Genomic DNA, 19,490 nt, shown 5'->3' on the forward strand with positions numbered 1-19,490 from the left:
CGCGGCTCACCGCCGGCCTGCCCACGACACCAAGCGTTACGCGCAGCACCGGGGTTCGTTGCCGAACCCCGGTTTCGTTTTCGCCACCAACCTTCCATGAAATCACTGTTCGAACCCGTGCCGCTCGGAAAGCTGCAGCTTCCCAATCGCATCGTCATGGCGCCGCTGACGCGCAACCGCGCGCCCGAGGCCATCCCCACGCCCCTCATGGCGCAGTACTACGCGCAACGCGCTGCGGCCGGGCTCCTCATCAGCGAAGCCACGGCCATCACCCACCAGGGCCAGGGCTACGCGGACGTGCCGGGGCTCTATGGCACCGAGCAGCTCGATGGCTGGAGGCGGGTGACCGATGCCGTGCACGGCCAGGGCGGCCGCATCTTCTGCCAGCTCTGGCACGTGGGCCGCGTGTCGCACGTCGACCTGCAGCCCCATGGGCAGAAGCCGGTCGCGCCTTCGGCGATCACGGCGAAGACCAAGACCTGGCTGACGAAGGCGGACGGCAGCGGCAGTTTCGTCGCCACCTCGGAGCCGCGCGCTCTCGATGTGGGCGAGCTGCCGGGCATCGTGCAGGACTTCCGGCATGCGGCGCGCCACGCCGTCACGAGCGCGGGCTTCGACGGCGTCGAGGTGCACGGCGCCAACGGCTACCTGCTGGACCAGTTCCTCAAGACCGGTGCCAACCAGCGCCGCGACGACTACGGCGGCTCCATCCCGAACCGCGCCCGCCTGCTGCTCGAGGTGATGCGCGCGGTGGCGGAGGAGGTCGGCGCCGAGCGCGTGGGCGTGCGCCTGTCGCCCGTGACGCCCGCGAACGACATCGTCGACGAGAACCCGCAGGCCCTGTTCGACCACGTGGTGCGCGAGCTCGCCGGCCTGGGACTCGCGTACGTGCACGTGATCGAGGGCGCGACGGGCGGCCCGCGCGAGGTGGAGGGGCGTCCGTTCGACTACGGCGCGCTGCGGCAGGCCTGGCGCGATGCCGGTGCCAAGGGCGCCTGGATGGTGAACAACGGCTACGACCGCAGGCTGGCGGAACGCGCGCTGGAACAGGGCGCCGACCTGGTCGCCTTCGGCCGGCCGTTCATCTCGAATCCGGACCTGGTGGAGCGGCTGCGGGCGAACGCGCCGCTGGCGGCGATCGACAAGGCCACGCTGTATGGCGGTGGGGCGAAGGGCTACACCGACTACCCGGCGCTCCAACAGGGGTAAAGACTCCTCCCCCCGCCGGGGGGAGGTAGGGAGGGTGGCATCCCGGCCCTTGGAGATGGAACGAACTTCCGGGATGCCCCCACCCAACCCTCCCCCGCAAGGGGAGGGAGCGAAAACCAGTTCAGAAAGCCGGGCCGACCCCGATCGGCGCCGGCGTCTTCATCACGATGCGCGTGAACAGCCGGTCGTACACCGGGTCGTGGCTGCCGGTGGCGATCGGGTCGCGGTGCTGCTGGAAGGCTTCGTCGAGCTGGGCCCAGTCGGCATCCGACAGCATCTTCACCGCGGTCGGCAGGATCTCCGTTTCCTCCACCCGCATGTGCGACAGGTAGAACTCCACGTACTCGCGCGCGGCCTGCTGGAAGGCTTCACGGCGCGAGTCACCGAGCAGCTCCCAGGCGAGCAGCAGGTGCTGCAGCTCGCGCACGCGTCCTTCGCCCTGCATGTGGTCGTCCTCCAGCCGCCGGATCACGGGCATCAGCTGCGGCGCCACGCGGGCGATCTTGGGGAACAGCAGGTCCGATTCCTTCGGGTGATGGCGGCGCTCCGGAAATTCGTCGATGTAGAACAGCATGGCGCGCAGCACGTCGAAGAAGCGCTCCGGCTGTTCGTCCGGCGTGCGTTCCATCATCTGCAGCAGCGAGCGAAGGACCGCGGCGACGGCGGCATGCTCGTCGCGGATGATTTGCAGGGCAGGTCGGGACATGAACGCTGGATCTCCTGCGATCAGGTTCGCATGCAGGCCGCCCGCCTCGCTTGACGCACGTCAACCGGGCCGTACGCTGGTGGCCAGCCGCTCAGCCGGCCCCGACGCTGGTGGCCAGCCGCGCCAGCCGGCCCCGACGCTGGCGGTGATGCGCGCCAGCCGGTCCGTACGCTGGGCGCATCACCCGGCCCGTACGCGGGGCGCGTCAACCGGCCGGTACTTTGGGCGCATCACCGGCGCGTAGGCTGGCGGTGGAGCGCAGCGCAACCCCAGCGCTCCCCGGCGGCCGCCACTTCTTCAGCAGCAGCGCATTCGTCAGCACGCTCACGCTCGACAGCGCCATCGCCGCCCCTGCCACCACCGGGCTCAGGTAGCCCAGCGCCGCCAGCGGGATCCCGGCCACGTTGTACGCGAAGGCCCAGAACAGGTTCTGGCGGATCTTGCGCACCGTGCGATGCGAGATGTCCAGCGCGCCCGCGACCAGCCCCACGTCGCCGCGCATCAGCGTCACGCCGGCGGCGTGCATCGCCACGTCGGTGCCGGTGCCCATCGCGATGCCGACATCGGCGGCCGCCAGCGCGGGCGCATCGTTCACGCCGTCGCCCACCATCGCGACCACATGCCCGCCCTCGCGCAGGGCCGCCACGCGGGCCGCCTTCTCGCCCGGCAGGACTTCGGCCAGGACCTCGTCTTCGCGCAGACCCAGGCGGCGCGCCATCGCATGCGCGGCGGCCCGGTTGTCGCCGGAGATCATCACCAGCCGCAGCCCGCGCTGGCGCAGCGCCGCCAGGGCCTCGGCCACGCCCGGCTTCGGTTCGTCCGCGAATGCCATCAGGGCGCGCAACTGCAGGGCCTCGCCGCTGCGTTCGACCAGTGCCGACAGCGTCGCGCCCTCGCCTTGCAGCCGCTGCACCTGCGCGTCCCACCCTTGCAGCGGCAAGCCCAGCTCCTCGAGCCAGCGCAGGCTGGCGATCAGGTAGGAACGCCCGCCGACCTCGCCTTCGGTGCCCCGGCCCGCCACCGAGCGCACGTTCTCCGGCGCCTGGACGGCCACGCCGCGCTCGCGTGCCGCCGCGAGCACCGCCCGCGCCAGCGGATGCTCGCTGCCGCTTTGCAGGCTGGCGGCCGCGGCCAGCTGCGCTGCCTCGTCGCTGCCGGAAGCGGCGACGAAGGCGACCAGCCGCGGCTGGCCGACGGTGAGCGTGCCGGTCTTGTCGAAGGCCACCGTGCCCACCCGGTGCGCCAGTTCCAGCGCCTGGGCGTCCTTGATCAGGATGCCCTGGCGCGCGGCCACGCCGGTGCCGGCCATGATGGCTGCCGGCGTGGCCAGCCCCAGCGCACAGGGACACGCGATCACCAGCACGGCCACCGCGTGGATCAGCGCCGGCTCGATGCCCGCGCCGGCGAAGAGCCAGCCCGCCAGCGTGACGGCGGCGATCACCAGCACCACGGGCACGAACACCGCCGAGACCTGGTCCACCATGCGCTGGATCGGCGCCTTGCCCGCCTGCGCATCCTCGACCAGCCGGATGATGTGCGCCAGCACGCTCTCGCTGCCCACCGCGGTGGCGCGCATCACGAAGCGGCCCTCGCCGTTGATGCTGCCGCCGGTGACGCGGGCGCCCACGCCCTTGGGCACGGGCAGCGGCTCGCCGGTGAGCATGGCCTCGTCCACCTGCGTCTCGCCCTGCTCCAGCACGCCGTCGGCCGGCACGCGCTCGCCCGGCCGCACCACCAGCTGGTCGCCCGTCATCACTTCGGCCAGCGGCAGGTCGGCCTCCTTGCCGCCCTTGACCAGCACGTGCGCCGTCTCCGGCCGCAGCGCCTGCAGGGCCCGGATGGCGGACGTGGTCTGGCGCTTGGCGCGCGCCTCCAGCCACTTGCCCAGCAGCACGAGGGTGACCACGACCGCCGAGGCCTCGAAGTACAGGTGCTCGTGGCCCTGCACCAGCCACAGCCACGTGGACAGGCCCCAGCCGGCGCTGGTGCCGATGGCCACCAGCAGGTCCATGTTGCCCGTGCCCGCCTTCAGCGCATGCCAGCCGGCGCGGTAGAAGCGCGCACCCAGGATGAACTGCACGGGCGTCGCCAGCGCGAACTGCAGCCAGGCCGGCAGCATCCAGTGCAGGCCGGCCAGCTCGCCGAACATCGGCACGATCAGGGGCAGCGACAGCAGCAGGCCCAGCCCGACCGGCGCGAAGCCGGCCCAGGGCGACAGGTCCTCCTCCAGCGCGTCCTCGATGGCGCGCGGCTCGTAGCCCGCGTTGCGCACGGCGCGGCGGATCTGCGCCTCCATCTGCTCCGACGGCGCGAAGGTCACGCGGGCGGATTCGGTGGCGAGGTTGACGGAGGCGTCGGTGACGCCGGGCACCTTCTTCAGGGCGCGCTCGACGCGCGCCACGCACGAGGCGCAGGTCATCCCGGCAACGCCGAGATCGAGGGTGGTGGTGGAACTGTCCATGGCAGCGATCGTGGACCTTGCCATGATGGGAAGGTCAAGCCTTGACGCGGATCAACCCGGACCATTCGTCGGGTCATTCCGCCCCCGATTGACCTTACCATGGTGGCAAGGTTCAAGCTTCATCCCGTCATCCACCATCCGAGGAAAGGAAAACCCCATGAACCAGACATTCCAGGTCGAGGGCATGACCTGCGGCCATTGCGCCGGTGCCGTCACCGAAGCCGTGAAGTCCGTCGACCCGCAGGCGCAGGTCAAGGTCGACCTCGCCAGCGGCCAGGTCGAAGTGCAGTCGCAGCAGGACCACGCGGCCATCGCCCGCGCCATCGAGGAAGAAGGCTACAAGGTCGCCGCTTGAACAGGGATGCGGCCAGCGCCGCCTGGCCGGTCAACATCGGCGAGGCGGCGCGCCTGTCGGGTGTGTCGGCCAAGATGGTGCGGCACTACGAGGGCCTGGGGCTGCTGCCGCGCGTGGCGCGCACCGACAGCGGCTACCGCCAGTACAGCGAGGCCGACGTGCACACGCTGCGCTTCATCAAGCGCGCGCGCGACCTGGGCTTCTCGATGGAGGAGATCGGCGAGCTGGTGGGCCTGTGGCAGAACCGCCGCCGGGCCAGCGCCAACGTGCGCCGCGTGGCCCAGAAGCACGCCGACGAACTGGCCGGGCGCATCGCGCAGATGCAGGCGATGCAGCGCACGCTGCAGCACCTGATCCACTGCTGCCACGGCGACGAGCGACCGGAGTGCCCGATCCTCGACGAACTCGCGCGCTAGGCCCGCTTACTTGGGGACCTGCTGGTCCCGCCGCAGCGCCTCGTCCAGCGCGCGCTGCAGTTCCATTTCGTCCCGCGTCTGCGCCTCGCGCATGATCCGCGTCGGCCCGGCGCCCAGCGCCCGGGTGTCCACGGCGCTGCGCTCCTGCACGGCCAGCATGGCCTCGCGCTGCGCCAGCACCGGCTGGTCCATCATGATCACCGCGCCGAGGCTGGACCGTTCGCTCGCGGGCAGGGGTGCCGTATCCGTCATCACTTGCGGTTGCGGCTGCGTCTGCGCCAGCGCCGCGCCGGCGCCCAGGACGGCGGTAGCCAGCACTCCGGCCGCCGCTCGCACGAAAGCCTGGTACCTCTTCATGCTGCACTCCTTGAAAAGCAAAAAACTGCTTGGAGGCCACTGTCAACCTGCCCGGCCGTTCGCGGCGTCGCTGGCAGTGGACGCTTCCCGTAGGACCGCATCGACCCTGCCTGTACACCCCAGACCAGCGCAGCGTCCCGCGCCCGCCCGGTTCTTTACACAGCCGCAACCCCGGCGCGATGGCAGGGTTACATCCACTGCCCAGACTGCATGGCAACGGGCAACTGCGCCCGCCAGTTTGAAACGAAAGGACCCGAAATGAAAACACTGCACCGCCACCTGCTCACCGCCGGCCTGCTGGCCGGCCTGGGCCTGGCCGCCGTCGCGCAGACCCAGACCCCGCCCGCCCCGCCCGCCGGCCAGGGCGCGCCGCGCATGATGCAGGGCGAGCATGGCCGCATGGATCCGGCCCGCATGGAACGCATGCGGGCCCGCATGGAAGAGCGCATGGCCAGGCGCCTGGGCGACCTCAAGCAGAAGCTGCAGATCGCCCGCGGCCAGGAGAATGCCTGGGAAAGCTGGACGGCCGCCATCAAGCCGACGCAGTTGCAGCGCCCCGACCGCGCTGCCTTCGCGCGCATGACCACGCCCGAGCGCATCGACCGCATGAAGGCCCAGCGAGCCCAGCGCGCGGCCGAGATGGACAAGCGCCTGGATGCCACCAAGACCTTCTACGCCCAGCTCACGCCGGAGCAGCAGAAGGTGTTCGACCAGGAAGGCCTGCGCTTCGCCGCGCGAATGGGCGGCCACAAGGGGGGCCACTTCGGCCGCCACCACCACCACGGCTGATCCGCAACCCGCGCGCACAGCAGAAAGCCCGGCCTGGCGGCCGGGCTTTTTCCATTGCGCACCAGGGAAGCGGACTTAGTCCGGCAGGTAGTTGCAGGACATGTTCGAACCGCAGTCGTTCGAACCCAGCGTGTTGCCGCCGCCCAGGTTGACGCTGTTGTTCATGCCGTAGGTCGTCGTGCCGTACCACGTGCTGCTGCTCATGGTGCTCGGGCCGGCGCCCAGGGACGTCGTGTCGACCAGTCCGGGCGGCACGGTGGCCACGCTCTCGTTGGTGGTCACCAGGTTCGGCGCACCGGAGGTCATGGTGCTCGCTTCACCCGCGCGCGTCGGCGTGTCGAAGGTGGCGGCCGCCGTGCGGTCCATCTCCATCGAACGCACGTGCGACAGCATCGGATGCGGGCTGGCCAGCACGGTGCTGCGGTCGAAGTTGATGTTGGGGAACACGTACACCGGCGTGGTGGTCGTGACCGTCGTGGTCGTCATCCGGGCGGGGCCGGCGCCCAGGGTGGTCGTGTCGATTGGGTAGTCGTCGCTCGAGGCGATCATGGTGCCGTTCTGGTCGGCCAGCACGCCCATGGCGAGCAGGTCGTCCTGGCTGGGCGCAGTGGTGCTGCTGCGCGCCAGCACCGCATCGGCCAGGCCGTTCTCGACCGCGTTCGCGCCCAGTTCCACGTGCGTTCCGTCCGGATAGAAGATGGCGTCGGCCTGGGCCATGCCAGCGGCGGCGGCCATCAGGCCGGCAACACAGAGGGCGCGCGTCAGAGAGGTTTTTTTCATGGGATGCTCCGTACTGATCAGTGTGTGAATGCCCGGCGTTGCGCCGGGTGCGTGAGATCAAGTTAGGAGCACCCCCACCCCGGCCGTATCGGCGAGGCGTGACAGCGGGCGTAGGACGTGCCGCGCCGGCCGTGGGCCGGTATCGGAGAGCCTGCCCTCAGAAGCGGTGCACGTAGCGCAGCTGCAGGAAGTTCTCGCCCGGGTTGGGGTTCTTCAGGCCGGCGTTGGAATTGTGGTTCCAGCGCAAGCCCACCTCATGGCGGCCCTCCGGCCCGCCGACCGTGTGCCCGACGCCCACCACGTCGTAGAAATTCCAGCGGGTGCTGAAACGCTTGCGCGGCGTCTCGTAGTTGCGGTCCATGTAGCTGGCGCCTATGCCCAGTTCGATGAACCAGGGCGAGGCGCCGCGGTCCAGCCGCATGCGCAACGAGGGCAGCACCACGAGCTGCGTGAGCAGGTCGCTGCCGCCTCCCACGGCGTCGTAGCGCCAGCGGTTGACCAGCAGCTCGGTGTGCGCCGTGAGTTCCGCCTTGCGCCGCATGCGCTCGAAGTCCCAGTCCCAGCCCAGGCCCACGCCCGCCATGCGGGTGCCGTTCTTGCCGAAGCCCGCTTCCAGCGCAACGGCGTCGGGCCGGAAGTCCACGGCCAGGGCCGGGCCGGTGGCGGCCAGCAGCGCCGCGCCGGCCAGCAGCATCGTTGTACTTTTCATGTCAGACGCAGTGTGTTCGCGCGCCACGGCCCGGGGCGCGTGGCTGCGCCGCCATCCGTCGCGCGACGCAGGAAGAGCCTGCATCCCACGCCTGCACGCGGCGCCCACGGGCAGGCGCATGGGGGTGCATCCTACACGCGGGTCGCGCCCGCGGGCCGGAAGGTCGATCAGCCCCGCGCCACATGCCGACCCGCTGGCCGCCACAAAGACTTGGCCTGCCGTCCTACTTCACCATCCCAGCTGGGCACTTACAAAAGTCTCTCCCACAACGAGACAGATCGAAGCGCCCATGGACATGAGCGACCTGCCGCAGGAACCGAAGGCCCCGCAGCTGACCGTCATGACGGTCAACATCCACAAGGGCTTCACGACCTTCAACCGCAAGTTCATCCTCCCCGAACTGCGCGACGCCATCCGCAAGGTCGGCGCCGACGTGGTGTTCATGCAGGAAGTGCTGGGCACCCACCAGGACCACAGCAAGAAGATCGCGGACTGGCCGGAGGCGCCGCCCTACGAATTCCTCGCCGACGAGATCTGGCCGCAGCACGCGTACGGCCGCAACATGGTCTATCCCAAGGGGCATCACGGCAACGCGGTGATGTCCAAGTTCCAGATCGTCCACTACCAGAACCACGACGTGTCGATCGCGGGGCCGGAAAAGCGCGGCCTGCTGCACTGCGTGCTGAAGGTGCCGGACCACGACAAGGAAGTGCACGTGGTGTGCGTGCACCTGGGGCTGGCCGAGGCGCACCGCCAGCAGCAGCTGGACCTGCTGTGCCAGATCACGCACACCGAAGTGCCGGCGGATGCCCCGCTGATCGTCGCCGGCGACTTCAACGACTGGCGCCGGCGCGCCAACGACATCCTCTGGCGCGAAGCCGGCCTGCGCGAGATCTTCGTCACGGCCTATGGCGAGCCCGCCAAGACCTTCCCGGCGATCTTCCCCGTGCTGTCGCTGGACCGCATCTACGTGCGCAACTGCTCGGTGCACCTGCCCGTGGTGCTGCCGCGCAAGCCCTGGTCGCATCTCTCGGACCACGCACCGCTCGTGGCCGAGATCCACCTGTGAAGGGCTTCATGGACCGCCGCTGGATTCCAGGCAACGACTTCACCCTGCTGGAAAACGGGGAGGAGTTCTTCCCGCGCGTGTTCGCTGCCATCGCGAACGCCAGGCGCGAAGTGATCGTCGAGACCTTCATCCTGTTCGAGGACAAGGTCGGCCTGCAGCTGCAGCAGGCGCTGATCGCCGCCGCGCGGCGCGGCGCCCAGGTCGACGTCACCATCGACGACTGGGGCTCGCCGGACCTGTCCGCGCACTTCCTGGACGCGCTGCGCGCCGCCGGCGTGCGCATCCACTCCTTCAATCCGGGGCCGCGGCCTTTCGGGCTGCGCCCGCACCTGCTGCGGCGCATGCACCGCAAGATCGTGGTGGTCGACCGCGAAGTCGCCTACGTGGGCGGCATCAACTACTCGGCCGACCACCTCGCGGACTTCGGGCCGGAAGCCAAGCAGGACTACGCGGTGGAAATCCACGGCCCGCTGGTGACCGAGATCCACCGCTTCTGCCACGCGGCGCTGGCCGAGGGCCTGCGCCACCAGCGCGAGAAGCGCCAGTGGTGGCGCTGGCGCAAGCAATGGCGCGCCGCCGCCGAGCAGCAGCCGCACGTGGGCAGCGCCGACGCCATGTTCGTGGTGCGCGACAACCGCCGCCACATGGACGACATCGAGCGGCATTACCGCATCGCGATCCGCGCGGCCAAGAAGCGCATCGTGATCGCCAACGCCTACTTCTTCCCCGGCTACCGCTTCATCCGGGAGTTGCGGCGCGCCGCGCGCCGCGGCGTGGACGTGCGCCTGATCCTGCAGGGCGAGCCCGACATGGCCTTCGTGAAGACGGCCGCCAGCATGCTCTACCACCACCTGCTGCGCGCGGGCGTCAGGATCTACGAATACTGCGAGCGGCCGCTGCACGGCAAGGTCGCCGTGATGGACGACGAGTGGTGCACGGTGGGCTCGAGCAACCTCGATCCCATGAGCCTCCTGTTCAACCTGGAGGCCAACGTGATCATCCGCGACCGCGCCTTCACGCAGACGCTCTCGGCCAACCTCGACAAGCTGATGCGCAAGGCCTGCAACGAGATCACGGTCCAGAGCCTGGGCGAGCTCAAGGGCTGGGCGCTGGTGAAGAACTTCCTCGCCTACCACTTCACCCGCCACTACGCGCGCTGGGCCACCTGGCTGCCGCGCCACGTGCCGCGCCTGCTGCCGGCCGCGCCCGGCCAGGGCAAGCCGCTGGCGCCGGGGTTCGCCATGCTCAAGGAGAAGGCCTGATGCGGCACCACTGGTCCTGGCCGTGGATCAAGCGGGGAGTGGGCGTCGCCTTCATCGCGGTCGTCGGCTTCCTGCTGGTGCGCTATGCGCGCACCGTGGACTGGGCCCAGGTCAGGGCGAGCGTGCTGGAACTGCCGCGGGACGTGCTGCTGAAGGCCTTCGGCCTCGCCGCCGTGAGTCACCTGGTCTACAGCCTGATGGACCTGGTCGGCCGCCACTACACGGGCCACCGCATCGCCAGGCGCAAGGTGATGCTGGTCAGCTTCGTCTGCTATGCCTTCAACCTCAACCTCGGCTCGCTGGTGGGCGGCATCGGCCTGCGCTACCGGCTCTATTCGCGCCTGGGACTGCGCTACGGCAACATCACGCGCATCGTCACGCTGTCGATGATCACCAACTGGATCGGCTACATCCTGCTGGCCGGCCTGGTGTTCACCATCTCGCCGCTGCAGCTGCCGCCCAAGTGGGGCCTCGACAGCGAGGAGCTGCGCCTGATGGGTGTCGGCCTGCTCGCCGTCGCGGTGGTGTACGTCGTGCTGTGCGGCTTCTCGCGCGTGCGCTCGTGGAACGTGCGCGGCCACGAGATCGACCTGCCGACGCTGCGCATGGCCTTCGCGCAGTTCGCGATCTCCTGCACGCACTGGATGACCATGGCGGCGGTTCCCTGGATGCTGCTGCAGGGACAGGTCGACTATCCGACGGCGCTGGCGGTGCTGCTGATCGCCGCCATCGCCGGCGTGATGCTGCACATCCCTGCCGGGCTGGGCGTTACCGAAGCGGTGTTCATCGCCCTGCTGTCGCACCGCGTCCCCGAACACCAGCTGCTGGGCGCACTGCTCGCCTACCGCGCGCTCTTCTACCTCACGCCCCTGGTCGCGGGCGCCCTGCTGTACCTGAAGATGGAGATGCGCACTCGTAAACGGGAGGCGCACGCATGAAGCAATTGCATACCGTGAAAGCACAAAAAACGGCAAGGCGCTGACAATGCATCGCATGCAGACCCCCACCGACTCCCTCGCGCCGCGCGCGAACTGGCTCGACCCGTTCGGCAGCTGGGAAGCGGCCGGCCGCTGGAACGCGATCTTTTCCGAATGGATGACGCAAGGCTGGCAGCAGTGGCTGGAGCTGGTCACGGTGTGGCCGGCGCTGGAAGCCCCGGCCGCGGCGAAAGCCGCCAGCCCCGCGCAGGCAGGGACCCAGGAAGCGCGCAACACGCATTCCGTCCGGGCGCAGGCACCGGAGTCCCGCCGCCGCGCGGATGACGCGACGAGCAGCCCCACCCGCGCCAGTCGCGAGGCGCGTCCCGACGCCAAGGCGGCATCGAAACGCCTCGTGCGCAAACGCCCGGCCCGCCCCGAGGCCGGCGCGCGCCGCCCCCGGACGCGAGGTTGACCGCATGCAACCGAGTTCGGATATGCAAGTCAAGCTGGCAGGGCAGACCGATCTCGCGGGATTCCGTTCCGAAGCGAGGCAGCTCCTCGCGCACCAGGTGCCGCCGGACGAGGTCCAGTGGCAGCTCGAGCCGCCCGGGGATCCGTTCACCGACCCGCAGCTGCCGCAGGCCAGCCGCCCGCGCAACGTGGCGCGGGCCGCCACCGCGATCGTGCCGGCCTCGTTCACCCGCCTGTGCGAATTCGTCGTCCTGCACCGCGACGTGGAGCGCTTCTCGCTGCTGTACCGCCTGCTCTGGCGCCTGGTGCACGAGCCCCACCTGCGCAACGACCCGATCGACACGGACATGCTGCAGGCCCAGCACATGGCGCATGCGGTGCGGCGCGACATCCACAAGATGAAGGCCAACCTGCGCATGCACGCGATCCGCGACGCGCTGGGGCAGGCGCTCGAGGTCGGGTGCTACGAGCCGGCGCATCACGTGATGGAGGCGGTGGCGCCCTGGTTCGCCAAGCGGCTCACCGCGGCGCACTGGGCCATCTTCACGCCCGAGCGCAGCGTGCGCTGCGAAGACGGCCGCCTCATGTTCGGCCCCGGCGTGCCGTCCGAGGCTCTGCCCGGCAACGACGGCACCGAGGCGCAATGGCTGGCCTGTTACGAGCGCGTGTTCGCACCGCACGACAGGCCCGCCGCCCATGCCTGAGCCAGCGCCGCCACCCGCGCAGAGGATCCGCACACTGGCCCAGCTCAAGGCCGCCACCCTGGCGTGCCGCGAATGCCCGATCGGCCAATTCGCCACGCAGTCGGTCATCGGCGAGGGGCGGCTGCACGCCAGGCTGATGCTGGTGGGCGAACAGCCCGGCGACCAGGAAGATCTCCAGGGCCGTCCCTTCATCGGCCCGGCCGGCAAGCTGCTCGCCCGCGCACTCGACGCCGCCGGCATTCCGCGCGAGCAGGCCTTCGTCTCCAACGCGGTGAAGCACTTCAAGTTCGAGCTGCGCGGCAAGCGGCGCATCCACAAGAGCCCCACGCAGCGCGAGATCGCCGCCTGCCAGCACTGGCTGGAGGACGAGATCGCGCTGGTCCAGCCCGCGGGCCTGGTGGCGCTGGGCGCGAGCGCGGCGCGCTCCCTGCTGGGACGCGCCGTGCCGGTGCTGGCGAACCGCGGCCAGTGGCTGCCGCGGCCCGACGGCCTGCCGGTGCTGGTGACCCTACATCCGTCCGCGCTGCTCCGAGGTGATCCCGAGCAGCGAGAGCCGGCGTTCGAAGCGTTCGTCGCGGACCTGCGGCAGGCACAGCGGTTCTTCGCCCGCTGAGACGCGCGGCACGTCGGCGCAGGCCACCGGCGGCAACGGGCTCACCTGCTGCTCGATCACCCAGGGCCGGCGCAGGTTGCGCCCGGCGCCGTCGGAGCCCTGCAGGCCGATGCCGCCCTGCGGCGGGCCGGCCATCGCGCCGAGGCCGGCCTGGGCGCCCGCCATCGCGGGGCGGCCCTGGAACACCGCGCTCGCGTTCGCGCTCAGCTCGTGGTTCGGTGGCTGGCCGTACGCCTCGAAGGCCAGCAGGGCCAGCAGCAGCACCACGGCGATGCCGAGCCAGTGGGTGGGATGGTGCGGGGTCATCATGGGGAACTCCTGTCGCATGCGGCCAGTGTGGGCGGCTGCGCCGCGCGGGCAACGTCGCGGCTGCCAACTCCTGCCGTAGGAGCTTTCCTGCCGGTGCGGGACCGCCCGTCGCTCCCCTGCTGCGACTGGATACTTCTTCGCTGCACCGCGGCTGCTACACTGCGCGCGCTTTCACTGCCTCACCGAATGACCGTTGCTCTCGCAGGCCGCACGCCTGCCACGTTCGAGATCAAGAGCGCGAACCTCCCCCTCGTCGCGCTGCTGCTGAAGTCTTCCGACCTGCCACAGCTGGAGCAGGAACTGCACGCAAGGTTCGGGGAGATTCCCGAGTTCTTCGACAACGACCCGCTGGTGATCGACCTGGCGCCCGCGGGCGCGGGGGAGATCGATTTCCGCCGGCTGGTGGACCTGCTCAAGGCGTACCGCGTGATGCCGGTGGCGGTCAAGGGTGGCACGCAGGGGCAGATGGAGGCGGCGCTGGCTGCGGGACTGGCTTGTGCGCCGGAGGCAGCCCTCACCCCGGCCCTCTCCCGGAGGGAGAGGGAGGAACCACCGGAACCCCCGTCCGTGGCCGTCCAGGCGCCGCCGCCCACCTCCGCCCTCATCATCGACAAGCCCCTTCGCTCCGGCCAGCAGGTCTACGCGCGCGGGCGCGATGTCGTGGTGCTGGCGATGGTGAATGCCGGGGCCGAGGTCATCGCCGATGGCCACATCCACGTCTATGCACCGCTGCGCGGCAAGGCGATCGCCGGCGCCCGCGGCGATGCCCAGGCCCGCATCCTGACGCTGTGCCTGGAGCCCGAGCTGGTCTCCATCGCCGGCGTCTACCGCACCAGCGAACACCCGCTGCCCGACACACTGCGCGGCAAGCCGGCCCAGATCCGCCTCGAAGGCGAGAAGCTGGTCATGCAGCCGCTGAACCCCTAGACAGGAGCCTCCATGGCAAAGATCATCGTCGTCACTTCCGGCAAGGGCGGGGTCGGCAAGACCACCACCAGCGCCAGCTTCGCGAGCGGGCTCGCCCTGCGCGGGCACCGGACGGCCGTCATCGACTTCGACGTCGGCCTGCGCAACCTCGACCTGATCATGGGCTGCGAGCGCCGCGTGGTCTACGACTTCGTCAACGTGATCCACGGCGAGGCCACCTTGAACCAGGCCCTGATCAAGGACAAGCACAACGACAACCTCTCGGTGCTGGCCGCCAGCCAGACCCGCGACAAGGAAGCCCTGACCAAGGACGGCGTCGAGCGCGTCCTGCACGACCTGGCCGGCATGGGCTTCGAGTACATCGTCTGCGACTCGCCGGCCGGCATCGAGACCGGCGCCCTGATGGCCATGCACTTCGCCGACGAGGCCCTGGTGGTGACCAACCCCGAGGTCTCCTCGGTGCGCGACTCCGACCGCATCCTGGGCATGCTGGCCAGCAAGACGAAGCGGGCGATCGAGGGCAAGGAGCCGATCAAGGAGCACCTGCTGATCACCCGCTACAACCCGAACCGGGTGGACGCCGGCCACATGCTGTCGCTGGAGGACATCCAGGACATCCTGCGCATCCCGCTGATCGGCGTGATCCCCGAGTCCGAATCGGTGCTCCAGGCCAGCAACCAGGGCACGCCGGCCGTGCACCTGAAGGGCAGCGACGTCAGCGAGGCCTACCTGGACGTCGTCTCCCGCTTCCTGGGCGAGGACCGCGCCCTGCGCTTCGTCGACCCGGAGAAGGCCGGTTTCCTCAAGCGCCTGTTCGGGAGGAAGGGATGAGCCTGCTGCGCTTCCTCCTGGGGGAGAAGAAACGGACGGCCAGCGTCGCCAAGGAGCGGCTGCAGATCATCCTGGCGCACGAGCGCAGCGGCCGCAATCCGGGCGGGGCGCCCGACTACCTGCCGGCCCTGCAGCGCGACCTGGTGGCGGTGATCAGCAAGTACGTGAAGATCGACCCGGCCCACCTGAAGGTGAACGTGGAGCGCCAGGACAACCTGGAAGTGCTCGAAGTGAAGATCGAGCTGCCGGACGTCGCACGCTGACCGGGCAGATACCTGCCGGAAGTCACACGTTGACGCGATCTACATGATTGTCAGGCTTGACAGGTGATGGCCTGTCAAGAGATAAACCACGGATGAGTAGTCAGGTCGTCGTCAGCGTCACACATCGCTATTGCGCTCCTGCCGACAGGGTGTTCGATGCGTGGCTGACGCCCTGGCAGGCCTCCCGGTTCCTTTTCCGCAGCCGCGCCGGCACGGTCATGCAGTGCGAACTGCAGCCCGAGGTCGGCGGCGCCTTCACCGTCATCGAGCGGCGCAACGCCGCCGAGGGGGACGAAAGCGTCTTCAACGTGGTGCACAGCGGCCGCTACGTCGAAATCGCCAAGCCGCGCCGCCTGGTCTTCGACGTGAGCGTGCTCGCCTTCTCCGACGAGACGACGCGCGTCACCGTGGACATCACGCCGACCACCCCGCAGACCTGCGAGATCGCGCTGACCCACGCGCTGGGTTCCAGCCGCCACGCCCTGGCACTCGAGGAGAGCACGCGCCGCGAGTGGACCAACATGCTGGCCCTGCTCGAACGCGAGCTGTTCCCGCGCCGCATCGGCGTGCACCTTTGAACTTTCGCAGCACTGACTGCTGCTTTACCTGACGGCAACCGTTGCCGCAGGACAGACATGTCAACTGCGGCACTTCGCAACCGTTGAGGCTATGAGGAGAATGCTCCCATGGCCCTTGCAGTCGTCGTCGATCCCTATGTCACCGGCAGCGTCGTCGCGGCGCGGCTTGCCCGCGCCACGCTGGAAAGCTTCGATCCGGTGATGCGGCCGCTGCTGACGGGGCAGCAGTTCTTCATCAAGCTGGCCGATGGCCGCTGGCACCCGCAAGGCTGCCAGCTCGGTCTGTGCCAGTGCTTCGACTACGGCGACCTGCTCGCCCCGGTGGAACGCGGCTTCGACCGCCGCGCCGCCAACGAGACCTGCCACGCCGGCCGGGCCTGCACCTGCGGCCGCGGCTGCTAGCGCCTCACATCCCCTTCTTCGTCGGCTGGCCCGCGCCGCCTTGCGTGGTGCCGCGCCGCATCTTGCCCTGGTTGTTGCCGATGTGGTCCTCGCGGTCGTGACGGCTCTCGGGGGTGCGTTGCCCCTCGTTGACCTGCGACGTCTGGCCCTTTCCGAGCTTGTTGGTGTCGTTCTGCGCCTTGCCGGTATGGCCGGTCTGCTTGTCCTGCTGCGAGGGGTGGTACTTGTGGGTCATGGGTACTCCGTTCCTTTTCCGTGGACCAACCCATTCTGCGAAGCACCCTCCGCTGTCCGTGTCGGACAGCTTCGAGGCCCGGCGTGGTGCTTTCCAGCGGAGCCGCGATGCCTCATCCCTTGTCTTGCCCCTCCCCCTCCGGGGGAGGGCTGGGGTGGGGGCTCTCGCCGGCCTCACTCTTCCTTCACGAAGAACACCGCCTCGATCTTGTTTCCGTCCAGGTCGCGCACGAACGCCGCGTAATAGTTGTCAGCGTACTCGCGGCGCAGCCCCGGCTTGCCTTCGTCCTGCGCGCCCATCTCGAGGGCCTTGGCGTGGAACGCCTGGACCTCTTCCACCGAATGCGCGTTGAAGCACACGTGCACGCCGTTGCCGGGTGCCGCATCGGCGCCGTCATGGGGAAAGCCGACCCAGAACTCCGGCAGGCGGCGGCCGTAACCGGAGCCGTCCTCGGTATCCATCAGGCACTCGATCTGCAGGGTGGCCAGCACGGCGTCGTAGAAGACCTTGGCGCGCGGGAAGTCGTTGGTGCCGATGGAGACGTGGGAAAGGGCGGGAAGGTGCTGCATGGGTGGACCAGTGATCGCGTGACCCCCCGATGGTAGAGGCTCGCGTGCCGCGGCGTCAGCAAGGCCTTGGTTCGATCTCCTGACGCGGCCCTGTCGCAACCCAACGCCGGGCCGCGGACGGGGCTTTACACCCCCATCGGGCTTACCCCGATCAGCACCCGATGCAGCCAGAACGCGAACACCGCCCACGCCACGAGGCCCACCACCACCGCGATCGCCGTGCGTGACGCGCTGCCTGCCGCCGCCACCGTGGCCAGCGAACGATCACGCTTGCGGGCCGCGCGCAAGTCCAGCACCGCCCACGCCAGGAAGCCGCCGAACAGCACCAGGTCCGCCAGCGTGTTGTTGGCCACCAGGTGCGCCAGCGCCCAGACCTTCACGCCGAGGATCATCGGGTGGTGCAGCTTGGCCTTGAGCTGGTTGCCCGGCACGTAGGCCGCCACGACCAGCACGAAGGCCACCAGCGTCAGCAGCGCAGCCAGGTGGCGCGTCCACACCGGAGGCTGCGGCCACAGGACCACCGGGCTCTGCCGCGCCAGGCCGTAGCCCACCACGACCAGCACGAAGCCGGCGATCGAGACCAGCGAGTACACGCCCTTCCACGGCTTCTCGCCGACGCTGGCGATCGTCGCCGTCCGCCAGCCCTCGGCGAAGACCCGAACGGAATGGGCACCGAGAAACAGCAGCAGTCCCGCCACCAGCGTGAGCATCGAATCCCCCGAGTCCGTTCGTGAAGGGGCGGAATGTACGCCATGCGCGCCAGGACTCAAGCCCCCTCGTCGCTCCCCTGCCAGCGGTTCCCCGGGCTTGCTATTGAATGCATTCCTGAAAGGTAGTCGTAGTAGATAAGGGCCGCCCTGCTCTGTGGACAACCGCCTTTTCCCCCTTTGGCGACAGGCACCTGCGTGCGCTTGACGCCTGTGGGCACCCGGGTGTCCGAGCTGTCGCGCAAACTGGGACAACATTGCGCGGCAGCCTTCCGGTGTGGATAAGCCCGAAGTTGTGCCGGAACCCTCCACAGGCTTTCGGCGCGCAAAAAAAGTTGTGCGAGGCGTTTTTGTGGCGGCTGGACGACGCGGCAAGGCCCTGGCACTTGCGCAGTCCCGCCACCCGCCGACCATAATCCGCGCAACACGGGGCCACACCCGGCATGGAGGGCGCGCAGCATGAACGAGATCGTCGAGGACCAGGAGGACCGCACGCGCGGCTTCGTGCCGCCGGAGCCCCGCGGGCTCGGCGTGCGCTGGATCGTGCTGGTGGTGGCGGTGGTGCTGGTCGCGGTGTTCGCCGTGACCAGGCTGGTGCCGTCCGCGGACGGCCCGCAGGCCGCCCCTGCGGCCCAGGCAGGCAGGTAGCCCCGGGGCTAGCAGCCGTCGCGGCAGCGGTACTGCTGCGCGCCGGCGAACTTGAACGCCACCAGCCGCGAACGCGGCATGTGCCGGCCGCAGTGGAAGCAGCTCATGGTGGCGCCGTAGGCGCCCGGAAACGCGGTGCCGACGGACTTGGATTCGTAGCGAAGGCCCCCGGAGCGGATCCGGGTCTTGATGTCGTCCTTCACCGGGGTGCGCGGGGGCATGGCCTTCAGTCCTGGGGCTGCTGCTGGGGAGCAGCACCTTCGGCCGGCGGCATCGGCTGCCCCGGGTCGCCCTGCACGGGATCGCCGGGCGAGGCCTTCTTCAGGGCCTTTTCCTCTTTCTTGCGCTTCTTCGCCAGCTCGCGCTGCCGCTTCTCGAAACCGTAATTGGGTTTGGCCATCGTGCGGTCCTCCTTGTCGGCTGGTTGCAGGCAGTATCAGGCGGGACGGACGGCCCCGCGCCCGCCACCGATCCACTGCAGGCCTTCGGAGAGAGCATATTCCGCGGCGGTGACGGCGTCACGGAACAGGCGCGTGAGCCGCAGCACGCGATCGGTCGTCTGCTGGCCGCGGCCGGAGCGGATGGACACGGAACAGGCGTACCAGCCGTTGTCCAGCATGCGGATGATGGGCGATACGAGGTATTTGCCGACCGTTACCGGGTCGAAATTCTTGGGTGCCATCGGGCGTCTCCTTGTCGTTGTCCAAGAGCCGTGCGGCAATGCGCCAGCGCGGTGCGATGCGCCAAGAAGTTCAACAATGGGGTGTTCGACGACGTCACGCCGCTGCGGCGAGAGGGAGAAGAGGCCTGGTTGACGTCTTGATCACGTCGGGCAGGCCCATCGTACCTCATTGGGGGCAATCCTGCTGAGGGAATGCCCTCAGCATTCCGACATGGCGCTGAGGCGCTCGATCGCGATCTGCGCCTCGTGGATCGCGCCCGCGGCCTTGCGCTTGTTGGGCACGCAGCGCTTGCCGCGCGCGGTGAGCGAATCGTGGCCGCGCATCATCTCCTTGTCGCCGAGCCAGACGCTGTAGCTGCCCCGCTCGTTGGCGGAGATGTCGTAGGTGAGCCCGAGTCCCGAGCTCCGGGTGTAGCGAGTATTGACCATGGCCGGACCTTCCTCCCCCTGCCCAGCCGTCAGCGTGGGAGAAGGGCCCGCACGGGTGCAGTCAAAGCGACCGTCGTCGCCCGCGCGCC

The 19,490-nt window shown here is 69.4% G+C and carries 29 protein-coding genes; 16 read left to right on the forward strand and 13 right to left on the reverse strand.

Annotated features, from left to right (window positions below; genetic code table 11):
- Positions 1-96: 96 nt before the first annotated feature.
- A complete protein-coding gene (locus WG923_RS03710) occupies positions 97-1,209 on the forward strand; it encodes an alkene reductase (RefSeq protein ID WP_340349584.1) in 1,113 nt (370 codons plus the stop codon).
- A gap of 121 nt (positions 1,210-1,330) precedes the next feature.
- Here the strand turns inward: WG923_RS03710 and WG923_RS03715 are convergent, their stop codons facing one another.
- Together WG923_RS03715 and WG923_RS03720 are read right to left on the reverse strand one after the other, a co-directional pair.
- Complete coding sequence (locus WG923_RS03715) at positions 1,331-1,915, reverse strand: hemerythrin domain-containing protein (protein ID WP_340349585.1); 585 nt, start codon at positions 1,913-1,915, stop codon at positions 1,331-1,333.
- A gap of 205 nt (positions 1,916-2,120) precedes the next feature.
- Entirely contained in the window at positions 2,121-4,376 is a 2,256-nt protein-coding gene (locus WG923_RS03720) for a heavy metal translocating P-type ATPase (RefSeq protein WP_340349586.1), read from the reverse strand.
- A gap of 157 nt (positions 4,377-4,533) precedes the next feature.
- Between WG923_RS03720 and WG923_RS03725 the strand changes: the two genes are divergently transcribed.
- Both WG923_RS03725 and WG923_RS03730 read left to right on the forward strand, forming a co-directional pair.
- Entirely contained in the window at positions 4,534-4,731 is a 198-nt protein-coding gene (locus WG923_RS03725; protein ID WP_340349587.1) for a heavy-metal-associated domain-containing protein, read from the forward strand.
- A 74-nt stretch (positions 4,732-4,805) separates the two neighbouring features.
- Positions 4,806-5,147 carry a MerR family DNA-binding protein gene (locus tag WG923_RS03730; protein WP_445322892.1) on the forward strand — a complete coding sequence of 114 codons (342 nt, stop codon included), beginning with the start codon at positions 4,806-4,808 and terminating at the stop codon, positions 5,145-5,147.
- A gap of 6 nt (positions 5,148-5,153) precedes the next feature.
- Here the strand turns inward: WG923_RS03730 and WG923_RS03735 are convergent, their stop codons facing one another.
- Positions 5,154-5,504, reverse strand: coding sequence for a hypothetical protein (locus WG923_RS03735; protein WP_340349589.1), 351 nt, complete (start codon positions 5,502-5,504; stop codon positions 5,154-5,156).
- Between the two features lie 258 nt (positions 5,505-5,762).
- Between WG923_RS03735 and WG923_RS03740 the strand changes: the two genes are divergently transcribed.
- Entirely contained in the window at positions 5,763-6,293 is a 531-nt protein-coding gene (locus WG923_RS03740; RefSeq protein ID WP_340349590.1) for a Spy/CpxP family protein refolding chaperone, read from the forward strand.
- A 75-nt stretch (positions 6,294-6,368) separates the two neighbouring features.
- Here WG923_RS03740 and WG923_RS03745 read toward each other — a convergent pair whose 3' ends face one another.
- Together WG923_RS03745 and WG923_RS03750 are read right to left on the reverse strand one after the other, a co-directional pair.
- Positions 6,369-7,073, reverse strand: a complete 705-nt coding sequence (locus WG923_RS03745) for a hypothetical protein (protein ID WP_340349591.1) — start codon at positions 7,071-7,073, stop codon at positions 6,369-6,371.
- A 157-nt stretch (positions 7,074-7,230) separates the two neighbouring features.
- Positions 7,231-7,782: an acyloxyacyl hydrolase gene (locus WG923_RS03750; protein ID WP_340349592.1), complete on the reverse strand. Its 552-nt coding sequence runs from the start codon at positions 7,780-7,782 to the stop codon at positions 7,231-7,233.
- A gap of 289 nt (positions 7,783-8,071) precedes the next feature.
- Between WG923_RS03750 and WG923_RS03755 the strand changes: the two genes are divergently transcribed.
- Genes WG923_RS03755 through WG923_RS03780 form a run of 6 tightly spaced genes read left to right on the forward strand, consistent with a single transcriptional unit; the run spans position 8,072 to position 12,821 of the window.
- A complete protein-coding gene (locus tag WG923_RS03755) occupies positions 8,072-8,851 on the forward strand; it encodes an endonuclease/exonuclease/phosphatase family protein (protein WP_340349593.1) in 780 nt (259 codons plus the stop codon).
- 8 nt (positions 8,852-8,859) lie between these two features.
- On the forward strand, positions 8,860-10,113 hold the full coding sequence (clsB, locus tag WG923_RS03760) for a cardiolipin synthase ClsB (RefSeq protein WP_340349594.1): 1,254 nt from the start codon (positions 8,860-8,862) through the stop codon (positions 10,111-10,113).
- On the forward strand, positions 10,113-11,051 hold the full coding sequence (locus WG923_RS03765; RefSeq protein ID WP_340349595.1) for a lysylphosphatidylglycerol synthase domain-containing protein: 939 nt from the start codon (positions 10,113-10,115) through the stop codon (positions 11,049-11,051). Before clsB ends, WG923_RS03765 begins: the two co-directional genes overlap by 1 nt.
- Before the next feature lie 55 nt (positions 11,052-11,106).
- Positions 11,107-11,505 carry a hypothetical protein gene (locus WG923_RS03770; RefSeq protein WP_340349596.1) on the forward strand — a complete coding sequence of 133 codons (399 nt, stop codon included), beginning with the start codon at positions 11,107-11,109 and terminating at the stop codon, positions 11,503-11,505.
- A gap of 22 nt (positions 11,506-11,527) precedes the next feature.
- Positions 11,528-12,208, forward strand: a complete 681-nt coding sequence (locus WG923_RS03775) for a DUF4130 domain-containing protein (RefSeq protein WP_340349597.1) — start codon at positions 11,528-11,530, stop codon at positions 12,206-12,208.
- Positions 12,201-12,821: a UdgX family uracil-DNA binding protein gene (locus tag WG923_RS03780; RefSeq protein ID WP_340349598.1), complete on the forward strand. Its 621-nt coding sequence runs from the start codon at positions 12,201-12,203 to the stop codon at positions 12,819-12,821. The genes WG923_RS03775 and WG923_RS03780 overlap by 8 nt, the downstream gene beginning before the upstream one ends.
- Here WG923_RS03780 and WG923_RS03785 read toward each other — a convergent pair.
- The gene (locus WG923_RS03785; RefSeq protein ID WP_340349599.1) at positions 12,717-13,130 is read right to left on the reverse strand and encodes a hypothetical protein; all 414 of its coding nucleotides are present in this window, start codon (positions 13,128-13,130) and stop codon (positions 12,717-12,719) included. The genes WG923_RS03780 and WG923_RS03785 overlap by 105 nt on opposite strands.
- Before the next feature lie 186 nt (positions 13,131-13,316).
- On the opposite strand from WG923_RS03785, the gene minC reads away from it, so the two are divergent.
- The 5 genes from minC (at position 13,317) to WG923_RS03810 (ending at position 16,131) form a co-directional block, all read left to right on the forward strand.
- Entirely contained in the window at positions 13,317-14,057 is a 741-nt protein-coding gene (gene minC / locus WG923_RS03790; RefSeq protein WP_340349600.1) for a septum site-determining protein MinC, read from the forward strand.
- A 12-nt stretch (positions 14,058-14,069) separates the two neighbouring features.
- Positions 14,070-14,888, forward strand: coding sequence for a septum site-determining protein MinD (gene minD / locus WG923_RS03795; RefSeq protein ID WP_340349601.1), 819 nt, complete (start codon positions 14,070-14,072; stop codon positions 14,886-14,888).
- Positions 14,885-15,151, forward strand: coding sequence for a cell division topological specificity factor MinE (minE, locus tag WG923_RS03800; RefSeq protein WP_340349602.1), 267 nt, complete (start codon positions 14,885-14,887; stop codon positions 15,149-15,151). Before minD ends, minE begins: the two co-directional genes overlap by 4 nt.
- Positions 15,152-15,243: 92 nt before the next feature.
- Positions 15,244-15,729: an SRPBCC family protein gene (locus WG923_RS03805; RefSeq protein WP_340349603.1), complete on the forward strand. Its 486-nt coding sequence runs from the start codon at positions 15,244-15,246 to the stop codon at positions 15,727-15,729.
- Positions 15,730-15,837: 108 nt separating this feature from the next.
- Positions 15,838-16,131 (forward strand): hypothetical protein, encoded by a 294-nt coding sequence (locus WG923_RS03810; protein WP_340349604.1) that lies wholly within the window; start codon positions 15,838-15,840, stop codon positions 16,129-16,131.
- 4 nt (positions 16,132-16,135) lie between these two features.
- Here WG923_RS03810 and WG923_RS03815 read toward each other — a convergent pair whose 3' ends face one another.
- The 3 genes from WG923_RS03815 to WG923_RS03825 form a co-directional block, all read right to left on the reverse strand.
- Positions 16,136-16,366: a hypothetical protein gene (locus tag WG923_RS03815; protein ID WP_340349605.1), complete on the reverse strand. Its 231-nt coding sequence runs from the start codon at positions 16,364-16,366 to the stop codon at positions 16,136-16,138.
- 173 nt (positions 16,367-16,539) lie between these two features.
- Positions 16,540-16,935, reverse strand: a complete 396-nt coding sequence (locus WG923_RS03820) for a VOC family protein (RefSeq protein ID WP_340349606.1) — start codon at positions 16,933-16,935, stop codon at positions 16,540-16,542.
- A gap of 125 nt (positions 16,936-17,060) precedes the next feature.
- A complete protein-coding gene (locus WG923_RS03825; RefSeq protein WP_340349607.1) occupies positions 17,061-17,645 on the reverse strand; it encodes an NnrU family protein in 585 nt (194 codons plus the stop codon).
- A 456-nt stretch (positions 17,646-18,101) separates the two neighbouring features.
- Between WG923_RS03825 and WG923_RS03830 the strand changes: the two genes are divergently transcribed.
- Positions 18,102-18,290, forward strand: a complete 189-nt coding sequence (locus WG923_RS03830; protein ID WP_340349608.1) for a hypothetical protein — start codon at positions 18,102-18,104, stop codon at positions 18,288-18,290.
- An 8-nt stretch (positions 18,291-18,298) separates the two neighbouring features.
- Here WG923_RS03830 and WG923_RS03835 read toward each other — a convergent pair whose 3' ends face one another.
- The 4 genes from WG923_RS03835 to WG923_RS03850 form a co-directional block, all read right to left on the reverse strand.
- A complete protein-coding gene (locus tag WG923_RS03835; protein WP_340349609.1) occupies positions 18,299-18,511 on the reverse strand; it encodes a hypothetical protein in 213 nt (70 codons plus the stop codon).
- Between the two features lie 5 nt (positions 18,512-18,516).
- Complete coding sequence (locus tag WG923_RS03840; RefSeq protein ID WP_340349610.1) at positions 18,517-18,690, reverse strand: hypothetical protein; 174 nt, start codon at positions 18,688-18,690, stop codon at positions 18,517-18,519.
- Between the two features lie 36 nt (positions 18,691-18,726).
- Entirely contained in the window at positions 18,727-18,972 is a 246-nt protein-coding gene (locus tag WG923_RS03845; RefSeq protein WP_340349611.1) for a hypothetical protein, read from the reverse strand.
- Between the two features lie 198 nt (positions 18,973-19,170).
- Positions 19,171-19,401, reverse strand: a complete 231-nt coding sequence (locus WG923_RS03850) for a hypothetical protein (RefSeq protein ID WP_340349612.1) — start codon at positions 19,399-19,401, stop codon at positions 19,171-19,173.
- Between the last annotated feature and the right edge of the window lie 89 nt (positions 19,402-19,490).

This window comes from Ramlibacter sp. AN1133, assembly GCF_037890035.1.
In the GTDB taxonomy this organism is placed as follows: Bacteria; Pseudomonadota; Gammaproteobacteria; order Burkholderiales; family Burkholderiaceae_C; genus Ramlibacter.

Bases quoted from the DNA above. Each gene is read 5' to 3' on its own strand.
- WG923_RS03710 (WP_340349584.1), top strand. From the start codon at position 97: ATGAAATCACTGTTCGAACCCGTGCCGCTCGGAAAGCTGCAGCTTCCC.
- WG923_RS03715 (WP_340349585.1), bottom strand. From the start codon at position 1,915: ATGTCCCGACCTGCCCTGCAAATCATCCGCGACGAGCATGCCGCCGTC.
- WG923_RS03720 (WP_340349586.1), bottom strand. From the start codon at position 4,376: ATGGACAGTTCCACCACCACCCTCGATCTCGGCGTTGCCGGGATGACC.
- WG923_RS03725 (WP_340349587.1), top strand. From the start codon at position 4,534: ATGAACCAGACATTCCAGGTCGAGGGCATGACCTGCGGCCATTGCGCC.
- WG923_RS03730 (WP_445322892.1), top strand. From the start codon at position 4,806: ATGGTGCGGCACTACGAGGGCCTGGGGCTGCTGCCGCGCGTGGCGCGC.
- WG923_RS03735 (WP_340349589.1), bottom strand. From the start codon at position 5,504: ATGAAGAGGTACCAGGCTTTCGTGCGAGCGGCGGCCGGAGTGCTGGCT.
- WG923_RS03740 (WP_340349590.1), top strand. From the start codon at position 5,763: ATGAAAACACTGCACCGCCACCTGCTCACCGCCGGCCTGCTGGCCGGC.
- WG923_RS03745 (WP_340349591.1), bottom strand. From the start codon at position 7,073: ATGAAAAAAACCTCTCTGACGCGCGCCCTCTGTGTTGCCGGCCTGATG.
- WG923_RS03750 (WP_340349592.1), bottom strand. From the start codon at position 7,782: ATGAAAAGTACAACGATGCTGCTGGCCGGCGCGGCGCTGCTGGCCGCC.
- WG923_RS03755 (WP_340349593.1), top strand. From the start codon at position 8,072: ATGGACATGAGCGACCTGCCGCAGGAACCGAAGGCCCCGCAGCTGACC.
- clsB (WP_340349594.1), top strand. From the start codon at position 8,860: ATGGACCGCCGCTGGATTCCAGGCAACGACTTCACCCTGCTGGAAAAC.
- WG923_RS03765 (WP_340349595.1), top strand. From the start codon at position 10,113: ATGCGGCACCACTGGTCCTGGCCGTGGATCAAGCGGGGAGTGGGCGTC.
- WG923_RS03770 (WP_340349596.1), top strand. From the start codon at position 11,107: ATGCAGACCCCCACCGACTCCCTCGCGCCGCGCGCGAACTGGCTCGAC.
- WG923_RS03775 (WP_340349597.1), top strand. From the start codon at position 11,528: ATGCAAGTCAAGCTGGCAGGGCAGACCGATCTCGCGGGATTCCGTTCC.
- WG923_RS03780 (WP_340349598.1), top strand. From the start codon at position 12,201: ATGCCTGAGCCAGCGCCGCCACCCGCGCAGAGGATCCGCACACTGGCC.
- WG923_RS03785 (WP_340349599.1), bottom strand. From the start codon at position 13,130: ATGATGACCCCGCACCATCCCACCCACTGGCTCGGCATCGCCGTGGTG.
- minC (WP_340349600.1), top strand. From the start codon at position 13,317: ATGACCGTTGCTCTCGCAGGCCGCACGCCTGCCACGTTCGAGATCAAG.
- minD (WP_340349601.1), top strand. From the start codon at position 14,070: ATGGCAAAGATCATCGTCGTCACTTCCGGCAAGGGCGGGGTCGGCAAG.
- minE (WP_340349602.1), top strand. From the start codon at position 14,885: ATGAGCCTGCTGCGCTTCCTCCTGGGGGAGAAGAAACGGACGGCCAGC.
- WG923_RS03805 (WP_340349603.1), top strand. From the start codon at position 15,244: ATGAGTAGTCAGGTCGTCGTCAGCGTCACACATCGCTATTGCGCTCCT.
- WG923_RS03810 (WP_340349604.1), top strand. From the start codon at position 15,838: ATGGCCCTTGCAGTCGTCGTCGATCCCTATGTCACCGGCAGCGTCGTC.
- WG923_RS03815 (WP_340349605.1), bottom strand. From the start codon at position 16,366: ATGACCCACAAGTACCACCCCTCGCAGCAGGACAAGCAGACCGGCCAT.
- WG923_RS03820 (WP_340349606.1), bottom strand. From the start codon at position 16,935: ATGCAGCACCTTCCCGCCCTTTCCCACGTCTCCATCGGCACCAACGAC.
- WG923_RS03825 (WP_340349607.1), bottom strand. From the start codon at position 17,645: ATGCTCACGCTGGTGGCGGGACTGCTGCTGTTTCTCGGTGCCCATTCC.
- WG923_RS03830 (WP_340349608.1), top strand. From the start codon at position 18,102: ATGAACGAGATCGTCGAGGACCAGGAGGACCGCACGCGCGGCTTCGTG.
- WG923_RS03835 (WP_340349609.1), bottom strand. From the start codon at position 18,511: ATGCCCCCGCGCACCCCGGTGAAGGACGACATCAAGACCCGGATCCGC.
- WG923_RS03840 (WP_340349610.1), bottom strand. From the start codon at position 18,690: ATGGCCAAACCCAATTACGGTTTCGAGAAGCGGCAGCGCGAGCTGGCG.
- WG923_RS03845 (WP_340349611.1), bottom strand. From the start codon at position 18,972: ATGGCACCCAAGAATTTCGACCCGGTAACGGTCGGCAAATACCTCGTA.
- WG923_RS03850 (WP_340349612.1), bottom strand. From the start codon at position 19,401: ATGGTCAATACTCGCTACACCCGGAGCTCGGGACTCGGGCTCACCTAC.